Annotated in this window: 22 protein-coding genes; 14 read left to right on the forward strand and 8 right to left on the reverse strand. The window is 60.6% G+C overall.

The features are described from left to right. The first annotated feature begins 12 nt into the window (after nt 1-12). From tsaE to trxA, 6 genes are all read left to right on the forward strand, one after another. On the forward strand, nt 13-483 hold the full coding sequence (gene tsaE / locus CBB63_RS00345; protein WP_286697721.1) for a tRNA (adenosine(37)-N6)-threonylcarbamoyltransferase complex ATPase subunit type 1 TsaE: 471 nt from the start codon (nt 13-15) through the stop codon (nt 481-483). Beyond that, nucleotides 471-1,484 carry an aminoglycoside phosphotransferase family protein gene (locus tag CBB63_RS00350; RefSeq protein WP_286697722.1) on the forward strand — a complete coding sequence of 338 codons (1,014 nt, stop codon included), beginning with the start codon at nt 471-473 and terminating at the stop codon, nt 1,482-1,484. The genes tsaE and CBB63_RS00350 overlap by 13 nt, the downstream gene beginning before the upstream one ends. Further along, entirely contained in the window at nt 1,460-2,152 is a 693-nt protein-coding gene (locus tag CBB63_RS00355; RefSeq protein WP_286697723.1) for a nucleotidyltransferase family protein, read from the forward strand. Before CBB63_RS00350 ends, CBB63_RS00355 begins: the two co-directional genes overlap by 25 nt. Then, nucleotides 2,145-5,108: a double-strand break repair protein AddB gene (gene addB, locus CBB63_RS00360; RefSeq protein WP_286697724.1), complete on the forward strand. Its 2,964-nt coding sequence runs from the start codon at nt 2,145-2,147 to the stop codon at nt 5,106-5,108. The genes CBB63_RS00355 and addB overlap by 8 nt, the downstream gene beginning before the upstream one ends. Further along, nucleotides 5,105-8,482, forward strand: coding sequence for a double-strand break repair helicase AddA (gene addA, locus CBB63_RS00365; RefSeq protein WP_286697725.1), 3,378 nt, complete (start codon nt 5,105-5,107; stop codon nt 8,480-8,482). The genes addB and addA overlap by 4 nt, the downstream gene beginning before the upstream one ends. Before the next feature lie 37 nt (nt 8,483-8,519). After that, on the forward strand, nt 8,520-8,840 hold the full coding sequence (gene trxA, locus CBB63_RS00370) for a thioredoxin (RefSeq protein WP_005850739.1): 321 nt from the start codon (nt 8,520-8,522) through the stop codon (nt 8,838-8,840). A 36-nt stretch (nt 8,841-8,876) separates the two neighbouring features. Here trxA and CBB63_RS00375 read toward each other — a convergent pair whose 3' ends face one another. Next, nucleotides 8,877-9,842 (reverse strand): phosphotransferase, encoded by a 966-nt coding sequence (locus tag CBB63_RS00375; RefSeq protein ID WP_286697726.1) that lies wholly within the window; start codon nt 9,840-9,842, stop codon nt 8,877-8,879. Nucleotides 9,843-9,916: 74 nt separating this feature from the next. Here CBB63_RS00375 and hslV point away from each other — a divergent pair, with 74 nt between their 5' ends. From hslV to CBB63_RS00390, 3 genes are all read left to right on the forward strand, one after another. Next, nucleotides 9,917-10,474, forward strand: coding sequence for an ATP-dependent protease subunit HslV (hslV, locus tag CBB63_RS00380; RefSeq protein ID WP_286697727.1), 558 nt, complete (start codon nt 9,917-9,919; stop codon nt 10,472-10,474). Continuing rightward, nucleotides 10,471-11,778, forward strand: a complete 1,308-nt coding sequence (hslU, locus tag CBB63_RS00385) for an ATP-dependent protease ATPase subunit HslU (protein ID WP_286697728.1) — start codon at nt 10,471-10,473, stop codon at nt 11,776-11,778. The genes hslV and hslU overlap by 4 nt, the downstream gene beginning before the upstream one ends. Nucleotides 11,779-11,816: 38 nt before the next feature. Continuing rightward, nucleotides 11,817-13,046, forward strand: a complete 1,230-nt coding sequence (locus CBB63_RS00390; protein WP_286697729.1) for an MFS transporter — start codon at nt 11,817-11,819, stop codon at nt 13,044-13,046. On the opposite strand, the gene CBB63_RS00395 is transcribed toward CBB63_RS00390, so the two are convergent. The 3 genes from CBB63_RS00395 to CBB63_RS00405 all read right to left on the reverse strand — a co-directional run bounded on the left by CBB63_RS00395 (nt 13,043) and on the right by CBB63_RS00405 (nt 15,332). Further along, a complete protein-coding gene (locus CBB63_RS00395; RefSeq protein WP_286697730.1) occupies nt 13,043-13,642 on the reverse strand; it encodes a Smr/MutS family protein in 600 nt (199 codons plus the stop codon). The genes CBB63_RS00390 and CBB63_RS00395 overlap by 4 nt on opposite strands. Then, a complete protein-coding gene (mltA, locus tag CBB63_RS00400; RefSeq protein ID WP_286697731.1) occupies nt 13,639-14,634 on the reverse strand; it encodes a murein transglycosylase A in 996 nt (331 codons plus the stop codon). The genes CBB63_RS00395 and mltA overlap by 4 nt, the downstream gene beginning before the upstream one ends. 38 nt (nt 14,635-14,672) lie before the next feature. Then, nucleotides 14,673-15,332 carry a Tim44/TimA family putative adaptor protein gene (locus CBB63_RS00405; protein ID WP_286697732.1) on the reverse strand — a complete coding sequence of 220 codons (660 nt, stop codon included), beginning with the start codon at nt 15,330-15,332 and terminating at the stop codon, nt 14,673-14,675. A gap of 102 nt (nt 15,333-15,434) precedes the next feature. On the opposite strand from CBB63_RS00405, the gene CBB63_RS00410 reads away from it, so the two are divergent. Then, nucleotides 15,435-15,929, forward strand: coding sequence for an FxsA family protein (locus CBB63_RS00410; protein WP_286697733.1), 495 nt, complete (start codon nt 15,435-15,437; stop codon nt 15,927-15,929). 117 nt (nt 15,930-16,046) lie between these two features. After that, nucleotides 16,047-16,538: a protein-export chaperone SecB gene (gene secB, locus CBB63_RS00415; protein ID WP_286697734.1), complete on the forward strand. Its 492-nt coding sequence runs from the start codon at nt 16,047-16,049 to the stop codon at nt 16,536-16,538. Here the strand turns inward: secB and dnaQ are convergent. From dnaQ to CBB63_RS00435, 4 genes are all read right to left on the reverse strand, one after another. Then, a complete protein-coding gene (gene dnaQ, locus CBB63_RS00420) occupies nt 16,535-17,221 on the reverse strand; it encodes a DNA polymerase III subunit epsilon (RefSeq protein ID WP_286697735.1) in 687 nt (228 codons plus the stop codon). The two genes, secB and dnaQ, sit on opposite strands and share 4 nt — an antisense overlap. Next, nucleotides 17,214-17,804 carry a dephospho-CoA kinase gene (coaE, locus tag CBB63_RS00425; RefSeq protein ID WP_286697736.1) on the reverse strand — a complete coding sequence of 197 codons (591 nt, stop codon included), beginning with the start codon at nt 17,802-17,804 and terminating at the stop codon, nt 17,214-17,216. The genes dnaQ and coaE overlap by 8 nt, the downstream gene beginning before the upstream one ends. Further along, nucleotides 17,804-18,637, reverse strand: coding sequence for a shikimate dehydrogenase (locus CBB63_RS00430; protein ID WP_286697737.1), 834 nt, complete (start codon nt 18,635-18,637; stop codon nt 17,804-17,806). The genes coaE and CBB63_RS00430 overlap by 1 nt, the downstream gene beginning before the upstream one ends. Then, the gene (locus CBB63_RS00435; RefSeq protein WP_286697738.1) at nt 18,634-19,233 is read right to left on the reverse strand and encodes a Maf family protein; all 600 of its coding nucleotides are present in this window, start codon (nt 19,231-19,233) and stop codon (nt 18,634-18,636) included. The genes CBB63_RS00430 and CBB63_RS00435 overlap by 4 nt, the downstream gene beginning before the upstream one ends. Before the next feature lie 404 nt (nt 19,234-19,637). On the opposite strand from CBB63_RS00435, the gene CBB63_RS00440 reads away from it, so the two are divergent. The 3 genes from CBB63_RS00440 (at nt 19,638) to mnmE (ending at nt 22,799) form a co-directional block, all read left to right on the forward strand. Beyond that, nucleotides 19,638-20,087, forward strand: coding sequence for a CopD family protein (locus CBB63_RS00440; RefSeq protein ID WP_286697739.1), 450 nt, complete (start codon nt 19,638-19,640; stop codon nt 20,085-20,087). 123 nt (nt 20,088-20,210) lie between these two features. Beyond that, nucleotides 20,211-21,482: a transcription termination factor Rho gene (gene rho, locus CBB63_RS00445; RefSeq protein ID WP_005850767.1), complete on the forward strand. Its 1,272-nt coding sequence runs from the start codon at nt 20,211-20,213 to the stop codon at nt 21,480-21,482. A 30-nt stretch (nt 21,483-21,512) separates the two neighbouring features. Continuing rightward, the gene (gene mnmE / locus CBB63_RS00450; RefSeq protein WP_286697740.1) at nt 21,513-22,799 is read left to right on the forward strand and encodes a tRNA uridine-5-carboxymethylaminomethyl(34) synthesis GTPase MnmE; all 1,287 of its coding nucleotides are present in this window, start codon (nt 21,513-21,515) and stop codon (nt 22,797-22,799) included. Nucleotides 22,800-22,808 lie beyond the last annotated feature (9 nt).

Below are 22,808 nucleotides of genomic sequence, written 5' to 3' on the forward strand. Positions count from 1 at the left end.
TAACCTTGGCGCATGGCATCACACGCACTTGATCTTACGCTGCATGACGCAGACCAAACCGCCCGANTGGCCGTGACCCTTGGGNGCGCGCTNACTGCGGGCGACGTTGTTTTNCTGACCGGCGACGTTGGCGCGGGCAANACGCATTTCGCGCGGGCNCTGATCCAGTCGCTGCTGGCGGTGCCCGAAGACGTGCCCTCGCCCACCTTCACGCTGGTGCAGACCTATGACGCCCCCGCCGCCGCGATCTGGCATGCGGATCTGTATCGTCTGACCTCTGTCTACGAGATCGAAGAGCTGGGGCTGACCGATGCGTTCAGCGATGCCATCTGCCTTGTGGAATGGCCCGACAGGCTGGGCGATCTGCGCCCCGAAGACGCGCTTGATCTGACGTTGACGGTCANCGGCGACGACACACGGCGGCTCTCTGCCACGTGGAACGACGATAAATGGCCCGAAAAGCTGGGGGCATGGCGCAAATGAACGACCGTATGACCGCNNTGGACNGCTTCCTTGCCGATGCGGGNTGGGCACAGGCGCGGCGCGATCTGCTGGCCGGGGACGCATCGAACCGCCGCTATGACCGTCTGACCCGTGATGATGGCCGCACCGCCGTGCTGATGGACGCCCCCGCCGACAAGGGNGAAGACGTNCGCCCCTTTGTCCGCATCGCCGANTGGCTGCGCGCCCAAGGGGCCAGCGCGCCCGANATNTACGCGCAAGACGCAGGCAACGGCTTTCTGCTGATCGAGGATCTGGGCGATGACCTGTTTGCGCGGCTGATGNTCCAATCGCCCGCNATGACGCGGCAGCTTTATACCGCCGCGACNGACTGNCTGCTGGACCTGCACAAGGCCCCGCCCCCNGATCTGCCGCTCTGCGATGCCGATTGGCTGACAGAGGCGGCGCAGATGGTGTTTGACTGGTACGCCCCCGACAGCGGNGCCGCGGCGGAGTTTAACGCCCTCTTCACCCCGCTGGCCCGNGCGCTGGACAATAGCCCCCGTGTGATCATCCTGCGCGATTACCACGCTGAAAACCTGTTGTGGCGGCCCGAGCGGACGGGCTCTGCCCGCGTGGGGCTGCTGGATTTCCAAGACGCGCTACAGGGCCACCCCGCCTATGATCTGGTNTCGATCCTGCAAGATGCGCGGCGCGATGTGACCCCGCAGATCGAGGCGGCGATGATCGCCCNTTACATCCGGCANAGCGGACNGGATGATGCCGCCTTCCGCAGCGCCTATGCCTTGCTTGGCCTGCAACGCAACCTGCGGATCTTGGGGATCTTTGCACGGCTTTGCNTGCGNGACGGCAAGGCGCATTACGTCGATTTCATCCCCCGCGTTTGGGGCTATGTGCAGCGTAACCTTGATNATCCGGCGCTTGCACCCTTGGCCNATGTGCTGCGTCCCGCCCTCCCCGCGCCGACCCCCGATTTTCTGAAGGATTTGAAAGCCAGATGCGCCACGCCCCAGATGCCGTGATGATGTTTGCCGCCGGCTTCGGCACGCGGATGCAACATCTGACCAAAGACCAGCCCAAGCCGATGATCCCAGTCGCNGGCANGCCGTTGATCGACCACGCGCTTGATCTNGCGCGCGGTGTCGCGCCGCGNCGGATCGTNGTGAACCTGCACTATAAGCCCGACGCACTGCTGGNTCATCTGGCAGGGCGCGACGTGCAGACGATTGTGGAACAGCCCGATATTCTGGAAACCGGCGGCGGGCTNCGCAANGCGTTGCCGCTTTTGGGCGACGGNCCNGTNTTTACCATGAACACCGATGCGATCTGGGCGGGNCCCAACCCGCTGTCCTTGCTGGCNGACGCATGGGACCCCGACAGGATGGATGCGCTGCTGATGGGCGTGCCGGTGGCGCAGGCCGTGGGGCATGGGGGCGACGGAGACTTTACGATGGGCNCCGACGGCGCGTTGAAACGCGGGCCGGGGGTTGTCTATGGCGGNGTGCANATCATCAAAACCGACTTGTTAGAGACGATTTCANAGCGTGCATTCTCGCTCAACCTNNTGTGGGATGTGATGCTGGACCGCGGGCGGATGTACGGGCTGTCCTATCCCGGGCGCTGGTGCGATGTCGGCCACCCCGGCGGGATCACCCTTGCCGAANACATGCTGGACGCCGCCGATGTTTGAACNGCAGGACGCACCGCGCGTTTTCGGGCTNGCCCCNGGCGTCGACTTTCCCAAGGAACTGGTGCGGGGTTTGCTTGCGCGGCTGGAAGGGCAACCNGCCCATGCCATCGGGCGGATCGATCTGGTGGTGAACACCCGCCGGATGCAGCGGCGTTTGCGCGATATNTTTGACGCGGGNCCGCCCAGCCTNCTGCCGCGCATCCATCTGATCGACAACCTTGATNCCCTTGGCAGCGGCGTTGACCTGCCNCGCCCCGGTCCGGCTCTACGCCGCCGGTTAGAGTTGATTACGCTGGTGTCAAAGCTGCTGGATCAAGCGCCTGAACTGGCTCCGCGCGCGTCGCTTTATGACCTGTCGGACAGTCTGGCGCAGTTGATCGACGAAATGCAGGGCGAGGGCGTGCCGGTCGAGGCCGTGACCGAGCTGGATGTGAGTGACCAATCGGGCCATTGGGAACGCGCGAAACAGTTCCTCGCCATCGCGCACCAGTATCTGGGGGAAAGCGTCACCCGCCCCGATCCGCGTGCGCGGCAACGTCAGGTCGCACAGCGCCTGATCGCAGAGTGGGAGCAGAACCCGCCCCGGCANCCGGTGATCGTCGCGGGCTCTACCGGATCGCGGGGCACCTCTGCCCTGNTGATGGAGGCGGTGGCAAAGCTGCCNCAAGGCGCGCTTGTGCTNCCCGGTTTCTGTTTCGACATGCCGCAAGCGGTCTGGACCGATCTGGGCGAGGATCAGGAAAAGATCTCGCAGGATCATCCGCAATACCGGTTCCGCGACCTGCTGCGCCAGCTCGAGATGTCGCGCAGCAAGATCGAGGCCTGGACCGACACGCCACCGCCCTCCGCCGCGCGCAATGCGTTGGTGTCGCTGTCCCTGCGCCCGGCCCCTGTGACCCACGTCTGGCTGACCGAAGGGCCGAAACTGCCCGATCTGCATCAGGCCACCGAAGGGTTAACNCTGATACAGGCCCCCACCCCGCGNGCNGAAGCGCTNGCGATTGCGCTGCGCCTGCGCCAAGCNGTCGAGGANGGNAAAACCGCCGCGCTGATCACCCCNGACCGGATGCTNTCGCGTCAGGTGACCTCGGCGCTGGACCGGTGGAACATCCTGCCCGACGACAGCGCGGGCCTGCCGCTGCATCTGTCGCCTCCGGGTCGGTTCTTGCGTCACGTGGGCGATCTGTTCCTGCGCAAGCTCGATTCCGAAGCCTTGCTGACCCTGCTGAAACACCCGCTGACTCACAGCGGCGGCGATCGCAATTTTCACCAGCTCAACACCCAACGGCTGGAACTGCAACTGCGCCGCGACGGGCTGCCCTATCCGGATGCGGAAGGTGTGTTGAAACTGGCGCGCAAGACGGTATCGCGGTCGAAAGACCCCGCGCAAATGGATGTCTGGGCCGATTGGGTCGGCACCCATCTGACCGATTGCGAACTCACCGGCGACCGGCCGCTAGAGGACTGGGTCGCCCTGCATATGGCGCTGGCCGATGCCATCGCCGACGGTGCCACGCCAAGCCAGCCCAACGGGTTGTGGCAGCATCACGCGGGCGAAGAGGCGGCGAAGGTGATGAACGACCTTGCCGAAAACGCGCCCTATGGGGGCGAGATGTCGGCGGCGGATTACACCGATTTGGTGGGTGCCCTGCTGCAACAGGGCGAAATCCGCGACCGCGACGCGCCGCATCACAACGTCATGATCTGGGGCACGCTAGAGGCCCGCGTGCAAGGCGCCGATCTGGTGATCCTTGGCGGGCTGAATGACAGCACTTGGCCCGAAGCCCCGCCGCCCGACCCTTGGCTGAACCGCCAGATGCGCCTGAAAGCCGGTTTGCTGCTGCCCGAACGGCGGATCGGCCTGTCGGCCCATGACTATCAGCAATCCATTGCCGCGCCCGAGGTCTGTTTGACCCGCGCGATCCGGTCGGACGAGGCGGAAACCGTGCCTTCGCGTTGGCTGAATCGTTTGGGCAACCTGCTGAACGGTTTGCCCGCACAGGGCGGTGATGCGGCGTGGAAGGCGATGATCAAACGCGGCGACCACTGGCTGGATCAGGCCCGCGCGCTGGAAACCGTGACCCGTGTGCCCCCCGCGCCGCGCCCGTCGCCGCGCCCGCCCCGTGCCGCACGCCCCCACGCGCTGTCGGTGACAGAGATCAAGCGCCTGATCCGCGACCCCTATGCGATCTATGCCAAACACAGCCTGAAACTGCGTGCGCTGAACCCGCTGGTGCAATCGCCAGACGCGCCCGTGCGCGGCATCATCGTGCACGAGATTATGGAACGGTTCATCAAATCGGTGACAGCGGAGCCTGCGCTTTTGACGAAAAGCCATTTGTTAGAGACTGCCCGCACCGTGTTAGAGGCCGAAGCCCCCTGGCCCGCCGCGCGCGTCATGTGGCTGACCAAGATCGAACGGATTGCCGATTGGTTCATCGAAAACGAATTGCACCGACAAAGCTATTCCACCCCCGCCGCCTTTGAAAAAGCCGCCAAGGGCAGTCATGAGTTCCCCGATCTGGGCTTTACCCTTATGGGCTTTGCCGACCGGATCGACAGGACGGAAGATGGCGATATTCTGATCTATGACTACAAGACCGGCACGCCGCCCAGTGTGGCCGAGCAGAAAGCCTTTGATAAGCAGTTGCTGCTCGAAGCCGCGATGGTCGAGGAAGGCGGGTTTAAAGAAATCGGCCCCGCCCCCGTTGCCCAAGCCGCCTATATCGGGCTTGGCAGCAAACCGGTGGAACGCCCAGCGCCGCTTGAGGATGAACCCCCGCACGAGGTGCTGGCCAAGTTGCACGCGCTGATCACCAGCTACCTGTCGGATGAACAGGGGTTTACCGCGCGCCGGATGGTTAAAACCACGGATTTTGCGGGCGATTATGACCAGTTGGCCCGGTTTGGCGAATGGGATGCCACGACCGAACCCACGCCGGAGGATCTGACATGACCGCCCCCTTTGACGACGCCACCCGCGCCCAGATCGACGCGGCGCGGCCCGATGCCTCTACGTGGTTGGGGGCGAATGCGGGGTCGGGTAAGACCCGCGTGCTGACCGACCGCGTGGCGCGGCTGTTGCTGAACGGGGTCGAACCGCAGCATATCCTGTGTCTGACCTACACCAAGGCCGCCGCGTCAGAGATGCAGAACCGGCTGTTCAAACGGCTCGGTGCCTGGGCTATGCTGACCGACGCCGATCTGCGTCATTCGCTGTCGGAGCTGGGGGTCGACGATGGCTTTACCCCCGAAAAGCTGCGCATGGCCCGAACCCTGTTTGCCCGCGCCATCGAAACCCCCGGCGGGCTGAAGATTCAGACGATCCATTCGTTCTGTGCGTCACTATTACGGCGCTTTCCCCTAGAAGCAGGGGTGAGCCCGCAGTTCACCGAAATCGAAGACCGCGCCGCCGATCTGCTGCGGGCCGAGATCGTGGACACCATGGCCGAAGGGCAGGATGCCGCGCTGATCACAACGCTGGCGCGGATGTACACGGGCGAGGATTTCAGCAAGCTTACCCGCAGTATCGTCGGGCAGCGCGAAGGCTTTGCCACTGTGCTGTCATGGGAAGACGTGCTGGCATTGTTCGATCAGCCCGCCGACCTGACCGAGGAGAAGATCACGGCTTCGGTGTTTCTGGGATCAGAGGCGATGATCCTTGAACAGATGATCCCGCCGATGCGGGCCAAGGGCGGGCTGGACGGCAAAGCGGCGGAAAAGCTGGCGACGATCCAGACAATGGATATCTCTGCCCTGCCCGTTCTGGAAGACGTGATGCTGACCGGTGCGGGCGCCAAGGAACCCTTTACCGCCAAGGTCGGCAGCCTGCCCACGAAACCGACGCAAAAGCTGCTGTTTGATCTGATGCCGCAGGTCGATGACCTGATGCGGCGGGTGGAAGATGCCCGTGACGCGCGGCTGGCGCTGCGGGCGGCGCAGAAGACCCATGTGCTGCATCAATTCGCGCATCGTTTCCTTGAAATCTATGCCCACGAGAAACAGAAACGCGGCTGGCTCGACTTTGATGATCTGATCCTCAAGGCGCGGGCGCTGCTGACCAACCCTGCGGTCGCGGCTTGGGTGCTTTATCGGATCGACGGTGGCATTGATCATATTCTGGTGGACGAAGCGCAGGATACCAGCCCGCGCCAATGGGATGTGATCGAACGGCTGGCGGATGAATTTTACAGCGGCGACGGTGCCCGCGAAGAGGAAGACCGCACGCTGTTCGTTGTGGGCGACAAAAAACAGTCGATCTATTCCTTTCAGGGGGCCGACCCGCGCGAGTTTGATCACAAACAGGATCTGTTTGAACAGAAGATCACCCAAGCGGGTCAGATCTTTCAACGGCGCAGTCTTGAGTATTCGTTCCGATCGTCCTCGGCGATCCTGCAACTGGTGGATACAACGCTTGCCCCGCATACGGATGCAGGGTTTCAGGCCGATGCGGCGCATAAGGCGTTCAAATCCGCCCTGCCTGGCCGTGTTGATCTTTGGCCCGTGGTCGAGAAAACCGATGAGCCCGATGACCGTGAATGGTCCGATCCTGTCGATCAAAAGTCGGCGCATCACCATACGGTCGTTCTGGCCGATCAGGTCGCGTCGCAGATCAAGGAGCTGATCGAGGGCGAACATTATCTTCCCGTCGATACCGATACCCCCGGCGCCTTTGCGCGGCGGCGTATTCGGGCCGGTGACTTTTTGATCCTTGTGCAGCGGCGCAGTGATCTGTTCTCGGAAATCATCCGCGCGTGCAAAACGGCCAATGTGCCGATTGCGGGCGCGGACCGGCTCAAGGTCGGGGCCGAACTGGCGGTCAAGGATCTGGCGGCGCTGCTGAGCTTCCTTGCCACGCCCGAAGACAGCCTGTCGCTGGCGACGGCGCTGAAATCGCCTCTGTTCGGGTGGACAGAGCAGATGTTGTTCACCCTGTCCCACTACCGCAAGGAAGATCACCTGTGGCAGGCCTTGCGCAGCAGCGATGCCTACCCCGAAACCGTTGCGATCCTCCGAGATTTGCGGGCACAGGTCGATTTCCTGCGGCCCTATGACCTGATCGAACGTATCCTGACCCGCCATGACGGGCGCCGCAAGCTGCTGGCGCGGCTGGGGTCAGAGGCAGAGGACGGGATCAACGCCATGCTCTCGCAGGCGCTATCGTATGAACGCGGCGCGATCCCCAGCCTCACGGGGTTTCTGGTGTGGATGCAGACCGACGACCTCGAGATCAAGCGCCAGATCGACAATGCCTCGGATCAGGTGCGTGTGATGACCGTGCACGGGGCAAAGGGGCTTGAGGCGCCGATCGTGATCCTGCCGGACACGGGCAAACGCCCTTTGGTGATCCGGGACGAGATCATCAAGATCGGTGACACGCCTGTGTGGAAACTGTCCGAAGGGGATATGCCCGCTGCCATGCGCGGCGCGCTGGACGACCGCAAGGCGCGCGAGATGGCCGAACGGCTGCGGCTGCTGTACGTGGCGATGACGCGGGCCGAGAAATGGCTGATCGTGGCCGCGGCGGGAGAGCTGCCCAAGGATGGCAACAGCTGGTATCAGATGGTCGGCGCCGCGATGGGTCAGGCCGGTGCCAAGCCGGTTGGCAGCTCGGGCGGGATGCGGTTTGAACATGGCGACTGGGATGCGCTGCCGGTGATCGACACCGCCCCCAAAACTCACACCACGCCAGTGTTAGAGCCTGTTTTTAACACCCCTCTTACCAATATCCCATTGCGCGCCAAAACGCTGGCCCCCTCTGATCTGGGCGGTGCCAAGGCCTTACCCGGCGACGATGGCCAATCGGAAGATGCGGCGAAATCCTACGGCAATCTGGTGCATAAGATGCTGGAAACCCTGCCGATGATGCACAGCGACCGCTGGAACGGCGTGCTGCACACGCTGGCGCAGGGGTATGACGAAACCGTCGCCCAAGCCGCCTTGAGAGAGGCGATCGCCGTCTTGGATACGCCCGAACTGGCACATGTCTTTGGCAAGGACGCCTTGGCAGAAGTACCGATCACCGCGCCCTTGGGCACCGAACGGCTGCACGGGACAATCGACCGGCTGCTGGTATCGGATACGGATGTATTGCTGGTGGATTACAAGACCAACCGCGTGGTGCCCGATACGCCTGATCGCTGCCCCGAAGGGCTGTTGCGCCAGATGGGGGCCTATGCCGCCGCGCTGGCGCAGGTGTTTCCCGATCACCGCATCCGCACCGCTATTTTATGGACCCGCACCGCCACGCTGATGGAACTGCCCGACGCGCTGATCACAAACGCCCTATCGCGGGTGCGCGATCTTGACGGGACGCATGGGGCTACATAGGTTCCCACTCTAACCAACCCCGTGCAGGAGCAGCAACATGGCAACCGTCGCAGTCACAGACGCAACATTCGACGCAGAAGTTAAGAATTCCGATATCCCCGTTGTGGTGGATTTCTGGGCTGAGTGGTGCGGCCCCTGTAAGCAGATCGGCCCCGCGCTCGAGGAACTTTCCTCCGAGATGGACGGCAAGGTAAAGATCGTCAAAGTCAACGTTGACGAAAACCCCAACAGCCCCGCCCAGATGGGTGTCCGTGGCATCCCTGCCCTGTTCATCTTCAAGAACGGCGAAGTCGTATCGAACCTGGCCGGCGCCCGCCCCAAGGCCGCGCTGCAAGGCTGGATCGAAGAGTCGATCTAAGCTGCCGCACCCGCAGCGAGCACATTCAATGGCGCGTCAGGCAAAGGCCTGGCGCGCTATTTTTTTGATCCGCTCGAACCGCATGACATTGGCGATAGATCCATGTTCTTGAATCCGGTTCCAGTCGGTCAGGATCTGCACCCGCGTCAGGAAGTGCACCGTGGGATCATCGGGCGGCACCAGCGTGTATCCTTCAAAGAACGCGTCCCAGGCGGCGGGGGGAACGCTATTTCCTTTGGGCAAGGCATCAAGGTCGCCTACCATCTGGGTATAGCTTTGCAGCAGCCGCGCGATGTCATAGCCCACGGGCGACGGTGTGGTCGCTGAAAAATCGAACGCTGCCGTCTCGTCGGGCGCCATCACCAGATTATACCCGTTCAAGTCGCCATGTTTCGCCGCGATCCGGCCCGCGTGCCCTTGGGCCTGCGGCGCGTAGTCCGCGATACGGCCCACATAGGCTGCAAAACGTTGCTTGCCGTTGATCCGACGCGCACCGCTTTCAACACGCTCCACCAGACGGTGCAGGTGATTGACCATGAACCGCGGCTGAAACGGATGGGTGCCCTGCAAAGTGGCCCCGTGAAACGCCGCCAGCCAGCCGCCCGCACGGCGCAGCAAGGGGGCGTGATCCCCTGCTTGGCGGCACAGGTCCAGAAACGTGTCGCCCTTGGCAAAGCACATCAGATAGGCCTGCTGGCCCGCCTCCGCCGCGAGGATCTGTGGCACGCTAAAGCCGGGCACATCGTCGAGCGCGTCACAGGCTGCCTGATGGGCCGCAAGCATCGCGGTGAACCTGTCGGTATCCCACGGACGGGCCACGTGTTTGAGCACGACAGAGGCGCCGTCACGCCCGTCATAGCGCTGCACGATCTGGCGCTGGTTGCTGTCATCCTTGATCCACTCGGCCCCGCAGGTACAGGTTTCAGGCGTAATCCCCGCCTTGGCCGCCAATCGCTCAAATATCTGAAATCCTTCGGTTTTCAGGTCGTCTACCGGTGGCATTCAAATCCTTTCGGGACATTAGCCTTGCGAAACAGCGGCGGGGTTTTCATATAGGTTTGAACTATGGAGGCTACATGTCAAAGCAAGAATTCCCCGGCTGGCACGGGACCACCATCATCGGTGTGAAGAAAGACGGCGAAGTCGTGATCGCGGGCGACGGTCAGGTCAGCCTTGGCCAAACCGTGATCAAAGGAACCGCACGCAAGGTACGCCGGCTCAGCCCCGGCGGGTTTGACGTTGTGGCGGGCTTTGCCGGATCGACTGCCGATGCTTTCACGCTGCTGGAACGGCTTGAAGCCAAGCTTGAAGCCACGCCCGGACAACTGGCGCGCGCCAGTGTCGAGCTTGCCAAAGACTGGCGCACCGACAAATACCTGCAAAAGCTCGAAGCGATGCTGATCGTGTCAGACGGGCGCGAGCTGCTGGTGATCACCGGCGCGGGCGACGTGCTGGAGCCTGAACATTCTGTCGCGGCCATCGGGTCGGGCGGGAATTACGCGCTGGCCGCGGCGCGCGGCATGATGGATAGCAACCGCGACGCCGAAACCGTCGCGCGGGATGCGATGAAGATCGCGTCGGACATCTGCGTTTATACCAATGGTAACCTCACGGTGGAGAAAATCACACAATGACCGATCTGACCCCCCGCGAAATCGTCTCTGAACTTGACCGTTTTATCATCGGCCAGAACGACGCCAAACGCGCCGTGGCCGTGGCGCTGCGCAACCGCTGGCGCCGCAAGCAATTGGGCGATGATCTGCGCGATGAAGTATACCCCAAAAACATCCTGATGATCGGGCCCACCGGCGTGGGCAAGACCGAGATCAGCCGCCGCTTGGCAAAACTGGCGCGGGCCCCTTTCCTCAAGGTCGAGGCGACGAAATTCACCGAAGTCGGCTATGTCGGCCGCGATGTGGAACAGATCATTCGTGATCTGGTAGACAGCGCCATCGTCATGACCCGCGAATATATGCGCGAGGACGTGAAGGTCAGCGCGCATAAGGCCGCCGAAGAACGCGTTGTTGACGCGATTGCGGGCAAGGACGCCCGCGAAGGCACCCGCGATATGTTCCGCAAGAAGCTGAAAGCGGGCGAGCTGGACGATACGATGATCGAGCTTGAAGTCGCCGATACCTCTAGCCCGTTNCCGGCTATGGATATCCCCGGGCAACCCGGCGGCGGTATGGGGATGATGAACCTTGGCGATCTTTTTGGCAAAGCCATGGGCGGCCGGACGGTCAAGAAACGTCTNTCAGTCGCCGAAAGCTACGAGGTGCTGATCAGCGAAGAGGCCGACAAGCTGCTGGATGACGAAACCGTCAACCGCGCCGCGATCGAGGCGGTAGAGCAGAACGGCATCGTCTTTNTGGACGANATCGACAAGGTGTGCGCCCGCTCTGACGCGCGTGGCGGCGATGTCAGCCGTGAAGGCGTGCAGCGCGACCTGCTGCCCCTGATCGAAGGCACCACCGTATCGACCAAACATGGGCCGGTGAAAACGGATCATATCCTGTTTATCGCCTCGGGCGCCTTCCATATTGCCAAGCCGTCCGACCTGTTGCCCGAATTGCAGGGCCGCTTGCCGATCCGCGTCGAGCTGCGCGCGCTGACGGAGGATGATTTCGTTCGCATCCTGACCGAGACCGACAATGCGCTGACGCTGCAATATACCGCGTTGATGGGCACCGAAGAGGTCGAGGTCACATTCACCGACGAAGGTATCAAGGCGCTGGCCAAGATNGCCGCCGANGTNAACCAGTCGATCGAGAATATCGGCGCGCGGCGGCTTTACACCGTGATGGAGCGTGTNTTTGAAGAGCTGTCGTTCAGCGCGCCGGATCGCACCGGCGAAAAGATCACCGTCGACGGCGATTTCGTCGANAAGAANCTNGGCGANCTGACACGATCCACCGATCTGTCACGCTACGTTCTTTAGGGCTTTTCAATCTGCCATGCGCCTGAGAATGATGGCGCATGGCATACTTCAGATTTATCCGCGCCAATTGGGTGTTCTTGTTGGCGGGTTTCCTGCTGACATTTACCTCGGCCTATGGGCAGACCTATTTCATCTCGCTTTTCGCGGGCGAGATTAAGGGCAGTTTCGGGCTGTCTGACGGTCAATGGGGCGGGATCTATACCATCGGCACGACGNTCTCGGCGATCACGATGNTCTGGGCGGGTGTGCTGACAGACCGGTTTCGGGTGCGNCGNCTGTCATTCTGGGTGATGGTCGCGCTGGCGGGNGCCTGTCTGGCGATGGCGGCCGTGCCGAACTGGATCGCTCTGATCTTTGTTATCTATGCGCTGCGTCTGACCGGGCAGGGGATGATGTCTCAGCTTGGGGCCGTGGCGATGGTGCGCTGGTTCGAAGCCGCACGGGGCAAGGCGCTGTCGCTGTCGTCTATGGGCTTTGCGGCGGGTCAGGCGATATTGCCTGTCGTCTTCGTCGCCCTTTTCGCAAGCTTTCACTGGCGCAGCCTTTGGGTGCTGGCCGCCGCTTTGGTGCTGATCACCATGCCGGTGATGCTNCTGNTGCTGCGGCAAGAGCGTACGCCNCAATCCATGGCACAAAGCACGCAATCGGCGGGGATGGACGGGCAGCACTGGACGCGGATGCAGATGATCCGNCACGGGTTGTTCTGGCTGATGATCCCGCTGGTGATCGGTCCTCCGGCTTGGGGGACGGCGCTGTTCTTTCAGCAGGTCCACCTGACAGAGGTGAAGGGCTGGACGCTGGTCAGCTTTGTCGCGCTGATGCCGCTTTATACGGTGACATCCGTGGTCTCGACCTTTGTGTCGGGCTGGGCAATCGACCGGTTTGGCGTGACGCGGGTCACGCCGGTGCAAATGCTGCCTTTTGCGCTGTCTTTCGCCGTGCTCGCCTTTGCCGATACGATTGCGATGGCGGGTGTCGGGTTGATGATCTTTGGCGTGGGGCAGGGGATGCAGGCGACCGCGACCTCTGTTTTCTGGGCCGAATTCTATGGCACGCGCTATATCGGGTCGATCAAGGCCGTGGGCGCCGCGCTGATGGTGTTCGGGTCGGCCATCGGGCCGGGTGTGACGGGGCTGTTCATTGATCTGGGCGTTGATTTCCCGCAGCAGATGATCCCGATTGCGATCTACTATGCCGTGGCCGCGATCATGGCGACNGTCGGGGTGNTNCGCTATCGCAAGCGGTTGGTCGCGCCTGNCACGGCCTAACGGTGACGCCGCAGATAGACGTAATAGGCGCCGCCGCCGCCGTGGCTGATATGCGCCTGACTGACCTGAAGCACGGCTGACGACAGCGGCGGCATCGACAGCCATTGCGGCACCTGNTGGCGCAGCACNCCGTGGCGCACGGGGATCGGGCCGCCTTCGTCCCGCATCTTGCCTTTGCCGGTGATCACCAAGACAAGGCGCCGCCCCTTGGCATGCGAGCCCAGAATGAACTTGGTCAGCGCAGGGTGNGCGCGGTCCAGCGTCATGCCGTGAAGGTCGATGCGACCCTCGGGGCGCATCTTGCCNCGCTTGAGCTTGCCAAACGCCTTTGAATCCATCTGCACCGGTGCCTGACGCAGCTGATCGGGCAGGGAGGGCATCAGATCATGGGTGTTTCGCCGCGGCTTGGGATCGGGCTTGCCCATGACGACAGAGCTGCGCTTGCGGATTTGCGGCGGNGTTGGCGTGGGGCCGTGGATCGGGGAGGTGCCGTCAATCTCGGCGCGGAACAGCTTGTCAACGTCGAGCTTTTCCGTCCGCTCTGTCACCTTTTTCCANAGCGANAGATCATCCTTATCCAGACGCTTGCGGCTCATAGCAGCGGCTCCGGCAAAAGCGCATAGGCGCGCTGGATCGGCATCAGGACCATCATCCGCCCCGGATCACGCAGCTTGCCCGCGGCACGCCCCGCCTTGTCGCCGGTGCCAAAGAANACATCCGCCCGTTGCGCGCCCTTGATCGCCGACCCGGTATCCTGCGCGATCATCAAGCGGTGCATCGGTTCCTTGCCCTCTTTTTCGATCCAGACAGGGGCGCCGAGCGGTACAAACTTGGGGTCCACAGCAACGGTGCGCAGGGTGGTCACCGACCGGTTCATCGCGCCAAGCGGCCCCTGATCGGCGGGCACCTGATTGACCTCGCGAAAGAACACATAGGACGGGTTGTGNTACAGCAGCTCGCGCCCGTCNTCAGGGTTNCGGCGGACCCAGTTCTTGATCACCTCTGCGCTGACCTGATGCGGGTCATAGACGCCGCGGCGCACCAGNTCGACGCCGATCGACCGGTACGGGTGGCCGTTCGCNCCACGGTANCCCACGCGCAGATAATTNCCATCGGGCAGCCTGATGCGGCCAGAGCCTTGGATTTGCAGAAAGAAAAGTTCGACCGGGTCGTCGACATAGGCGATCTCAAGGCCGCGGCCCTTCATCACGTCGGTATCCAGAATATCGCGGCGGGTCAGCCACGGGTTGTTCGCCTTCGCCTCTGGCGGCATGGCATAGACCGGATAGCGGTAGCGGTCGGAGGGGTAGAGATCGCCGTCAAGTTCAGGTTCGAAATAGCCCGTGAACATCGCCTCGTTGCCGTCCTCGATCAACACAGGCCGGAACAGAAGTTCAAAGAACTGGCGNGGATCGGGGTCGGATCTGGCATAGGCGCAGATGTTGCGCCAATCGACATCCTTCATATCACCGCAGGTATTCAGAAACGCGCGCANGGCGGCGGCGTGGTCGTCGGTTTCCCANCCNTCAAGCTGGTCGAACGACAGGATCGAATAGGACACATCTGTCGCAGAAGCGGGCGGCGCCATCAGGCCCGCCCACAGCAATGCACCCGCACAGGCACGCTTTAACCGTCTGTAGAAACGAGCAGCCAATTTGGATCATCCGAGCCCATGACACGGGCAAACACCCATGTGTCTTTTTGACGATTGACCTCTGTCGTGCTGCCTTCGACGATTTCACCATCGCGGTCTTTCACGACCGACGTCAGCTCGGCCACGAAACGGATCGTCAGCTCTGCCTCGTTGGTGGTCTTGTCCATCGTGGCGTTCTCAAGCTCCATCTCGCGGATGCCGATAAAGTGGCTTTCCACGGTCAGGCCCTGATCTTCACGCGCGGCNACGCCTTCGACAAAGCTTTCGTAGATGTCTTCCGAGAGGAANGGTTTGATCTCGTCCAGATTACCGTGTTCGTAGCCCATCACGATCATCTCGTAGGCNCCGCGGGCNCCGCCCANAAAGTCGCTGACCCCAAAGGANGGCTCGACACGCTTCATCTCGGCCAGNGCGAGCGCGGTATCGGACCCTTCGGGCGCGTGATCGGTNATATCCAGATCNGGGCCACCTTCGATGACTTCGAACGCGGGGCCGCTGGGGCGNTCGGGTTTCTCGCTGACCTCGGCCGGTTTTTCAAAACCGGTGCGTGTGCCAAGCACATTCTTGAGCCGCAGGATCAGGAACACGGCAATAGCGGCCAGTACCAGAAGCTGTATCATGGGCGAATTCATAGGTACCTCGTGCTGAGAAACATGGAAACGTCGGTCTAGTGCCCCTATGTAGGGTGTGAACCGGGCCAAGTCCACTCTGGCCCATAGGAAAGGACGCATGCCATGTGGCTGTTTTTGGCTTTTATTGCCGTACCGTTGATAGAAATAACGTTGTTCATTCAGGTGGGTGGGGCAATTGGCCTCGGCTGGACGCTGGCGATTGTTGTTTCTACCGCGATCATCGGCACCTATCTGATGCGCGCTCAGGGTGCGCTGGCNCTTGGCCAGATCAAATCGTCCCTGTCCGAAGTCCGTGATCCGACCGAACCGCTGGTGCATGGCGCNATGATCCTGTTNGCCGGCGCGTTGCTGCTGACACCGGGGTTTTTCACCGATGCCCTGGGCTTTGCCCTGCTGATCCCCGGNGTGCGNACCGCTGCGTTCAAAGCNGCACGCAGCAAGGTCAACGTGAGCAGCGTCCATATGGGCGGCACNTCGGGGCCACGGCGCCCNCAGCCCCATCGTCCGATGCAGGGGGATGTGATCGATGGCGAATACCACGAGCTGTCGGAACAGGACCGCGGGCCCAAACGCCCCTCTGGCTGGACNGANCACTGACNACGGGNCANTGACTGCGNNCCACTGACTTNAGGCCATTTGATGCGGGCCATTGAGCGCGGCAAGGCGATCTGATAAGCCCGACTAAATGAGTTTATTGTCTTAAGGAGCCTTTAAATGGCTGAAGAAGAAGCAACACAACCGACCCAGGCCGCACAGCCGCAGATGCGTATTCTGGGTCAGTTCATCCGTGATATGTCCTTTGAAAACATCATGGCGCAAAAAGGCGCGCCGACAGATGTNCANCCCGACGTTCAGGTTCAGGTCAATCTGGANGCGAAAAAGCGGTCGGCCGAGAACCAGTATGAATCCGCGATCAAGCTTCAGGTTACGTCAAAAGCCAAAGGCGGCGACGCGACGCTGTTCCTGCTGGAAATCGACTATGTCGGTATCTTCCACGTTGAAAACGTGCCCGAAGACCAGATGCACCCNTTNCTGCTGATTGAATGCCCGCGCATGATCTTCCCGTTCCTGCGCCGCGTTGTCAGCGATGTGACCCGCGACGGTGGCTTCCCGCCGCTGAACCTNGAAAACATCGACTTTGTTGCGCTGTATCGCAACGAGATCGCGCGCCGTCAGGCCGAGAATACGCAAAAAGCGGACGCCTAAAGCGTCTTCCACACAGCGCTGTCGCCCAGTTTATCGACAAATTCGGTATGGGCGGCGGCCTCTTGCGGGGTAATCCGCGAGGGCAGGGGCGTCGGGCGCGGTTTTGGCGTCCAATCGGGGGTGGTGTCGCCCTCTTTCTTTTCCGGTTTGGTCGACAGGCCGAAGTCCGGTTGCCGCCCGCCAATCAGCTCTAGATAGACATCCGCCAGAATTTCACTGTCNAGCAAAGCACCGTGGAGCGTCCGCGACGTGTTATCGATGCCAAAGCGGCGGCACAGCGCATCCAGCGACGCGGGCGAGCCCGGAAAGCGTTTGCGCGCGATGGCCAGCGTATCAAGCGCCTGNTCCCACGGGATCTGGGGCAGNCCCATCCATTTCAATTCCGCGTTCAGAAACTTGATATCGAAGGCGGCATTGTGGATCACCAGCTTTGAATCACCGATGAAATCCAGAAAATCCTGCCCGATCTGCGCAAACTTGGGTTTGTCGCGCAAAAACTCGTCGCCCAGCCCGTGCACCTCGAAGGCTTCGGCGGGCATGCTGCGTTCGGGGTTGATATATTGGTGATAGGTATTGCCGGTCGCCACGTGACCCATCAGTTCAACCGCACCGATTTCAACGATCCTATCGCCGCTTTCAGGGTCGAATCCGGTGGTTTCCGTATCCAGTACGATNTCACGCATGGGACAGNTTTCCTTTGANATCNTCGATGACAGCCTCCACCTGCGCGCGGGCGTGGGGCAGGGTGTCTGTTTCAATCACATAATCGGCCAAAGCGCATTTTTCATCGTTTGGCATCTGTTTGGCGCGGATGTTTTTGAACTGTTCCAGCGTCATCGTCCCGCGCGCCATCACACGCTTTTGCTGGATGTCGGCCGAGACCGTGACACAGGCCACCGCATCCATGCGTTTGTCACCACCGGTTTCAAAAATCAACGGGATGTCGAGCACNACGATCTTGGCCTTTGTNTCCGCNAGAAAGGCCGCGCGATCTTCGCCGACCAGCGGATGCACGATGCTTTCGATCGTTTTCAATACGGTGGGGTCCGCATCGATCANGCTTTTGAGCGCGGGCCNCGANACTTCGCCCGCAACNACCGCATCNGGNAGCGTTTCNTGNAANGCCGCGACGGCNGCCCCCCCCTTGGCATAGAGCCGATGCACNGCGGCNTCNGCGTCCCAGACGGCGCAGCCAAGATCAGCGAACATTTGTGCGGTGGTCGATTTCCCCATNCCGATCGACCCGGTCAGACCCAGAAGAAACATCAGCGCAACGCCGCCAGACGTGTTTCATGGTCCACCGTCGGCCGCGCGCCAAACCACCGTTCGAACCCCGGCACCGCCTGATGCAAAAGCATGCCTAANCCNTCAACAGTGACGCATCCCGCCGCCTCTGCGGTTGCCAGAAGCGTGGTTTTCAACGGCGCATAGACCAGATCCGTNACCACGGTATCGGCGCGCAGCCCATCAAGCGGCACGCGCAGNTCGGATTTTCCGATCATCCCCAGCGACGTGGTGTTCACCACCAAGGACGCATGGCTGACCATCGTCCCCGCCTGCGACCAGTCNTAGACCGTCACNCGGTTNCCAAAGACCGACCGCAACCGTTCGGCNCGCACACGGGTGCGATTGGCAAGCAGAATTTCGGGCACGCCGGCGTCCAGTAGNGANGAGATCACGGCACGCGCGGCNCCACCGGCACCAAANANGCAGGCGGGGCCNTCACCCGGCACCCAATCCGGCGCGCCNGCCTTGAGGTTTTCGATAAACCCGTAACCGTCCGTATTATCGCCCTGAATTTTACCGTCTGCGCGGAAGGTGATCGTATTCACNGCCCCAATCATCGCGGCGCGGTCTGTGATGATATCTGCGATCTCGATCACCGCTTCTTTATGGGGGATCGTGACATTGGCNCCGATGAACCCCATTTTCGGCATCGCCTCAAGCACTTGGCGCAGATCTTCGGGTTCGACGTGCAGGGGGATATAGGCCCCNTNCAGCCCAAGCGTTTTCAGCCAGTGCCCGTGGATCTGNGGGGATTTTGAATGGGCAATCGGCGATCCGATCACACCTGCCAGCGGTATTTTAGCCAAGCTCATGCGGATAGATCCCCCCGTAGCGTCAGATAATTCAACAGTTCAAGCAGGGGTAACCCTAGGACATTAAAGTAATCNCCTTCAATGCCGCTGAACAGCCTGACGCCTTCCTCTTCTAGTTTATAGGCGCCGACCGCATGTTGGATACTGTCCCAGTTCCGCGCGACATACTCCTCTATATAGCTGTCGGACGCGTCGCGCATGCGCAGCCGCACCTGACCCACGTGACGCCAGATCGGTTTGCCATCCTCGACGATCACCACGGCGGACAGCAAGCTATGGCGATCGCCGCGCAGGGATTTCAGCTGGGCAATCGCCTCGTCTGGCGTGGCGGGTTTTGACAGCANCGTCCCGCGNTGGTCNAGCACCTGATCACAGCCCATCACCAAGGCGCCCGGGGTCTTGTCGCTGACTTTGCGGGCTTTCATCTCGGCCAGTGTATCGGCGATGTCGCGGGGGGGCGCCTGCTCTGCCAGCAGGGCCATCTTAATCATTTGTTCATCTATTCGCGCCACGCTCACCTCATGGGGGACGCAGGCCTGTTGCAGCAGCTGTGACCGGATCGACGACCCGGAGGCGAGGATGAAACGTTGGGGCATGGGGATAAACCTGTGTGCGACGCTAGGAAGTTCTTAGGGATTTTTCNCCCGAATGGCGAGAGTGCGCGAAAGCGTCGGGAAAACCCCTGCCTGCCAGCGGGAAATTCCAGCTTTATACGGGGCGGCATAAGGATAAATCGCAAACCCCCTGAACGGAGTTANTCCCAAGCTTATCCACAAAGCTACACAGTTTATCCCCTGAAAATTTTTTATTTAAGTATTTGAAAAAGGGTGAATTTATCCGCGCGGNGCCGAGTTATCATCGATAGGGGATTCACAACATGCACAGGTGGATAAATCGAGGTACAAAACAGTAATCCACAGAAAATGATNTCCCTACTTACATCATCATCTTTCTTCTTTTCTTATTTATATTAGTAAGAAGGCACCAACCGGAGTGTGACATGACCGACTTGCTTGCCATCGCCTATCCTTGGGTAAAATCGCTTCATATTATCTCGGTCATTTCGTGGATGGCGGCGCTGTTCTATCTGCCGCGGCTTCTNGTGCATCATACAGAGCAGGTGGGCCAAAGCGGCCAGACNCACGATCTTTTCAAGATGATGGAGTTCAAGCTNGCCACCGTGATCATGCGNCCCGCGATGATCGGCACCTGGATTTTCGGGCTGGCGCTGGTGTTCACACCGGGCATCGTCGACTGGGCNGCTGTGTGGCCCTGGACGAANGGCGCAAGCGTATTTGCGATGACNGGGTTCCNCGGGTGGCTNGTCGGGCGTGTGAAGGCCTTTGCAGCGGGGGAGAACCGGCTGAGCGGTAAACGTTACCGGATCATGAACGAGGTACCGACGCTGCTGATGATCATCATTGTATTCTCGGTCGTCGTGAAATTCTAAGCTGATTGACGAANCCCGCCATTCTGAGTATGTGTTTCCTGCACCCCGTCCGGGGACCGTATACATCTGCCCATTTTTATGACACGACCCGCCCGCATTCCGGGATCGGAACAGGATATTTCCATGACAACTGAAACACTTAACCTTGCCGATCTAAAGGCGCAGACGCCCAAGAATCTTCTGGCGATGGCCGAAGAGCTTGAGATCGAAAACGCATCGACCATGCGTAAAGGCGAAATGATGTTCCAGATCCTGCGCGAACGTGCGGATGAAGGCTGGGAAATCTCGGGCGATGGTGTGCTGGAAGTGTTGCAGGACGGTTTTGGCTTCCTGCGGTCGCCCGAAGCGAACTATCTGCCGGGCCCCGATGACATTTACGTCTCGCCCGAGATGATCCGCCAGCACTCGCTGCGCACGGGCGACACAATCGAAGGTCTGATCAAGGCGCCAGATGATGCGGAGCGGTATTTCGCGCTGACAGATGTCACCAAGATCAACTTTGAAGAGCCGGAAAAAGCGCGCCACAAGGTCGCCTTTGAAAACCTGACGCCGCTTTACCCCGATGAACGTCTGACGATGGAAGTCGATGATCCGACGATAAAGGACCGGTCCTCGCGTATCATCGATCTGGTATCGCCCATCGGTAAGGGCCAGCGCTGCTTGATCGTGGCGCCGCCACGGACCGGTAAAACGGTTCTGCTGCAAAACATCGCCAATTCGATCGAACAGAACCACCCCGAGTGCTACTTGATCGTTCTGCTGATCGATGAACGCCCCGAAGAAGTCACTGATATGCAGCGTAGTGTCAAAGGGGAGGTTGTATCTTCGACCTTCGACGAGCCTGCAACGCGCCACGTGGCCGTGTCGGAAATGGTCATCGAAAAGGCGAAACGTCTGGTCGAGCATAAGCGTGACGTTGTGATCTTGCTGGATTCGATCACCCGTCTGGGCCGCGCGTTCAACACTGTTGTGCCGTCGTCGGGTAAGGTTCTGACCGGTGGTGTTGATGCCAACGCGCTGCAACGCCCCAAACGTTTCTTCGGCGCCGCGCGGAACATCGAAGAGGGTGGGTCGCTGACCATTATCGCTACTGCTCTGATCGATACCGGCAGCCGCATGGACGAGGTGATCTTTGAAGAATTCAAAGGGACCGGTAACTCTGAAATCGTGCTGGATCGCAAGATTGCGGACAAGCGCGTCTTCCCTGCGATCGATATTCTGAAGTCCGGTACGCGGAAAGAGGATCTGCTGGTCGACAAGAACGATCTGCAAAAGACCTTTGTGTTGCGTCGTATTCTGAACCCGATGGGTACGACAGATGCGATTGAATTCCTGATCGGGAAGTTGAAACAAACCAAGACGAACTCCGATTTCTTCGACTCAATGAATAGCTAAATATTCACTTAAATCAGTGGGTTAAATGATATGGATACGATATTCGCCCAAGCCACAACGCAGGGGCGGGCCGGTGTTTGCGTCATTCGTATCTCGGGCCCGCAAGCGTTTTTTATCGCTGAAACCATCGCGCAGCCATTGCCCGCGCCGCGGGTTGCCGCCGTGCGCGCAATTAGTGAGGCCGATGGGCAGGTGATTGATCGTGCCCTTGTCCTGACTTTCGAAGGTCCGAACAGCTTTACCGGCGAAGACACGGTCGAGCTTCATTTGCATGGGAGCATCGCGGTGGTGCGTGCGGTACTGGCGCTGCTCTCTGGTTTTGACGGCACGCGCCTTGCCGAGCCGGGCGAATTTACCCGCCGTGCGATGGAGAATGGCAAGCTGGATCTCACGCAGGTTGAGGGTTTGGGTGACCTCATCGAGGCAGAGACCGAAGCCCAGCGAAAACAAGCCTTGCGCGTTTTGTCCGGTCACCTGGGTCAAAAGGTCGATATCTGGCGCGAAAAACTGATCCGCGCGGCCGCTCTGCTTGAGGTGACCATCGATTTCGCGGATGAAGACGTTCCNGTCGACGTCTCGCCCGAGGTTACGGAACTGCTGAATGCGGTGAACGCCGATATTCTGGCTGAAATCGCCGGTACCCATACGGCGGAACGTATCCGAACGGGTTTTGAGGTCGCTATCATCGGCCGGCCCAATGCCGGGAAATCGACTTTGTTGAACGCATTGGCNGGGCGCGATGNGGCGATCACCTCTGCCGTGGCGGGTACGACGCGNGACGTGATCGAGGTCCGGATGGACCTTGGTGGCCTGCCGGTGACCTTGCTGGATACGGCGGGCTTGCGCGANGGGGCAGACGAGGTCGAAGCCATCGGGATCGACCGCGCGAAAACCCGCGGCGAGCAAGCTGACCTGCGCGTGTTTTTGAGTGAAGAGGGTGAGGANCTGNCTGTTGCCGCANNTGCGGATGATATCGTCCTGCGACCAAAGGCTGACTTACGCGATAGCGCGGACGACGCTATATCTGGTGTGACGGGGCAGGGCGTACCGCAGCTGATAGAAAGAATACAGACCATCCTTGGCGCGCGAAGTCTGAATGCCGGCCTTGCGACGCACGAACGTCACCGCGTTGCATTGCAGAAATCAGCCGAGGGATTAGCNGCTGCGATGTTGGTTCTGGATCACGGCCCCGATCAATATGATATAGCATCAGAAGAACTGCGCCATTCGATTCGCGCGCTTGAGGCGCTGGTAGGNCGAATTGACGTTGAGAACCTGCTGGATGTAATCTTTTCGAGCTTTTGCTTGGGNAAATAGATGGAGTGT

The organism is Sulfitobacter sp. TMED3, assembly GCF_002167505.1.
Classification (GTDB): Bacteria; Pseudomonadota; Alphaproteobacteria; order Rhodobacterales; family Rhodobacteraceae; genus Sulfitobacter; species Sulfitobacter pontiacus.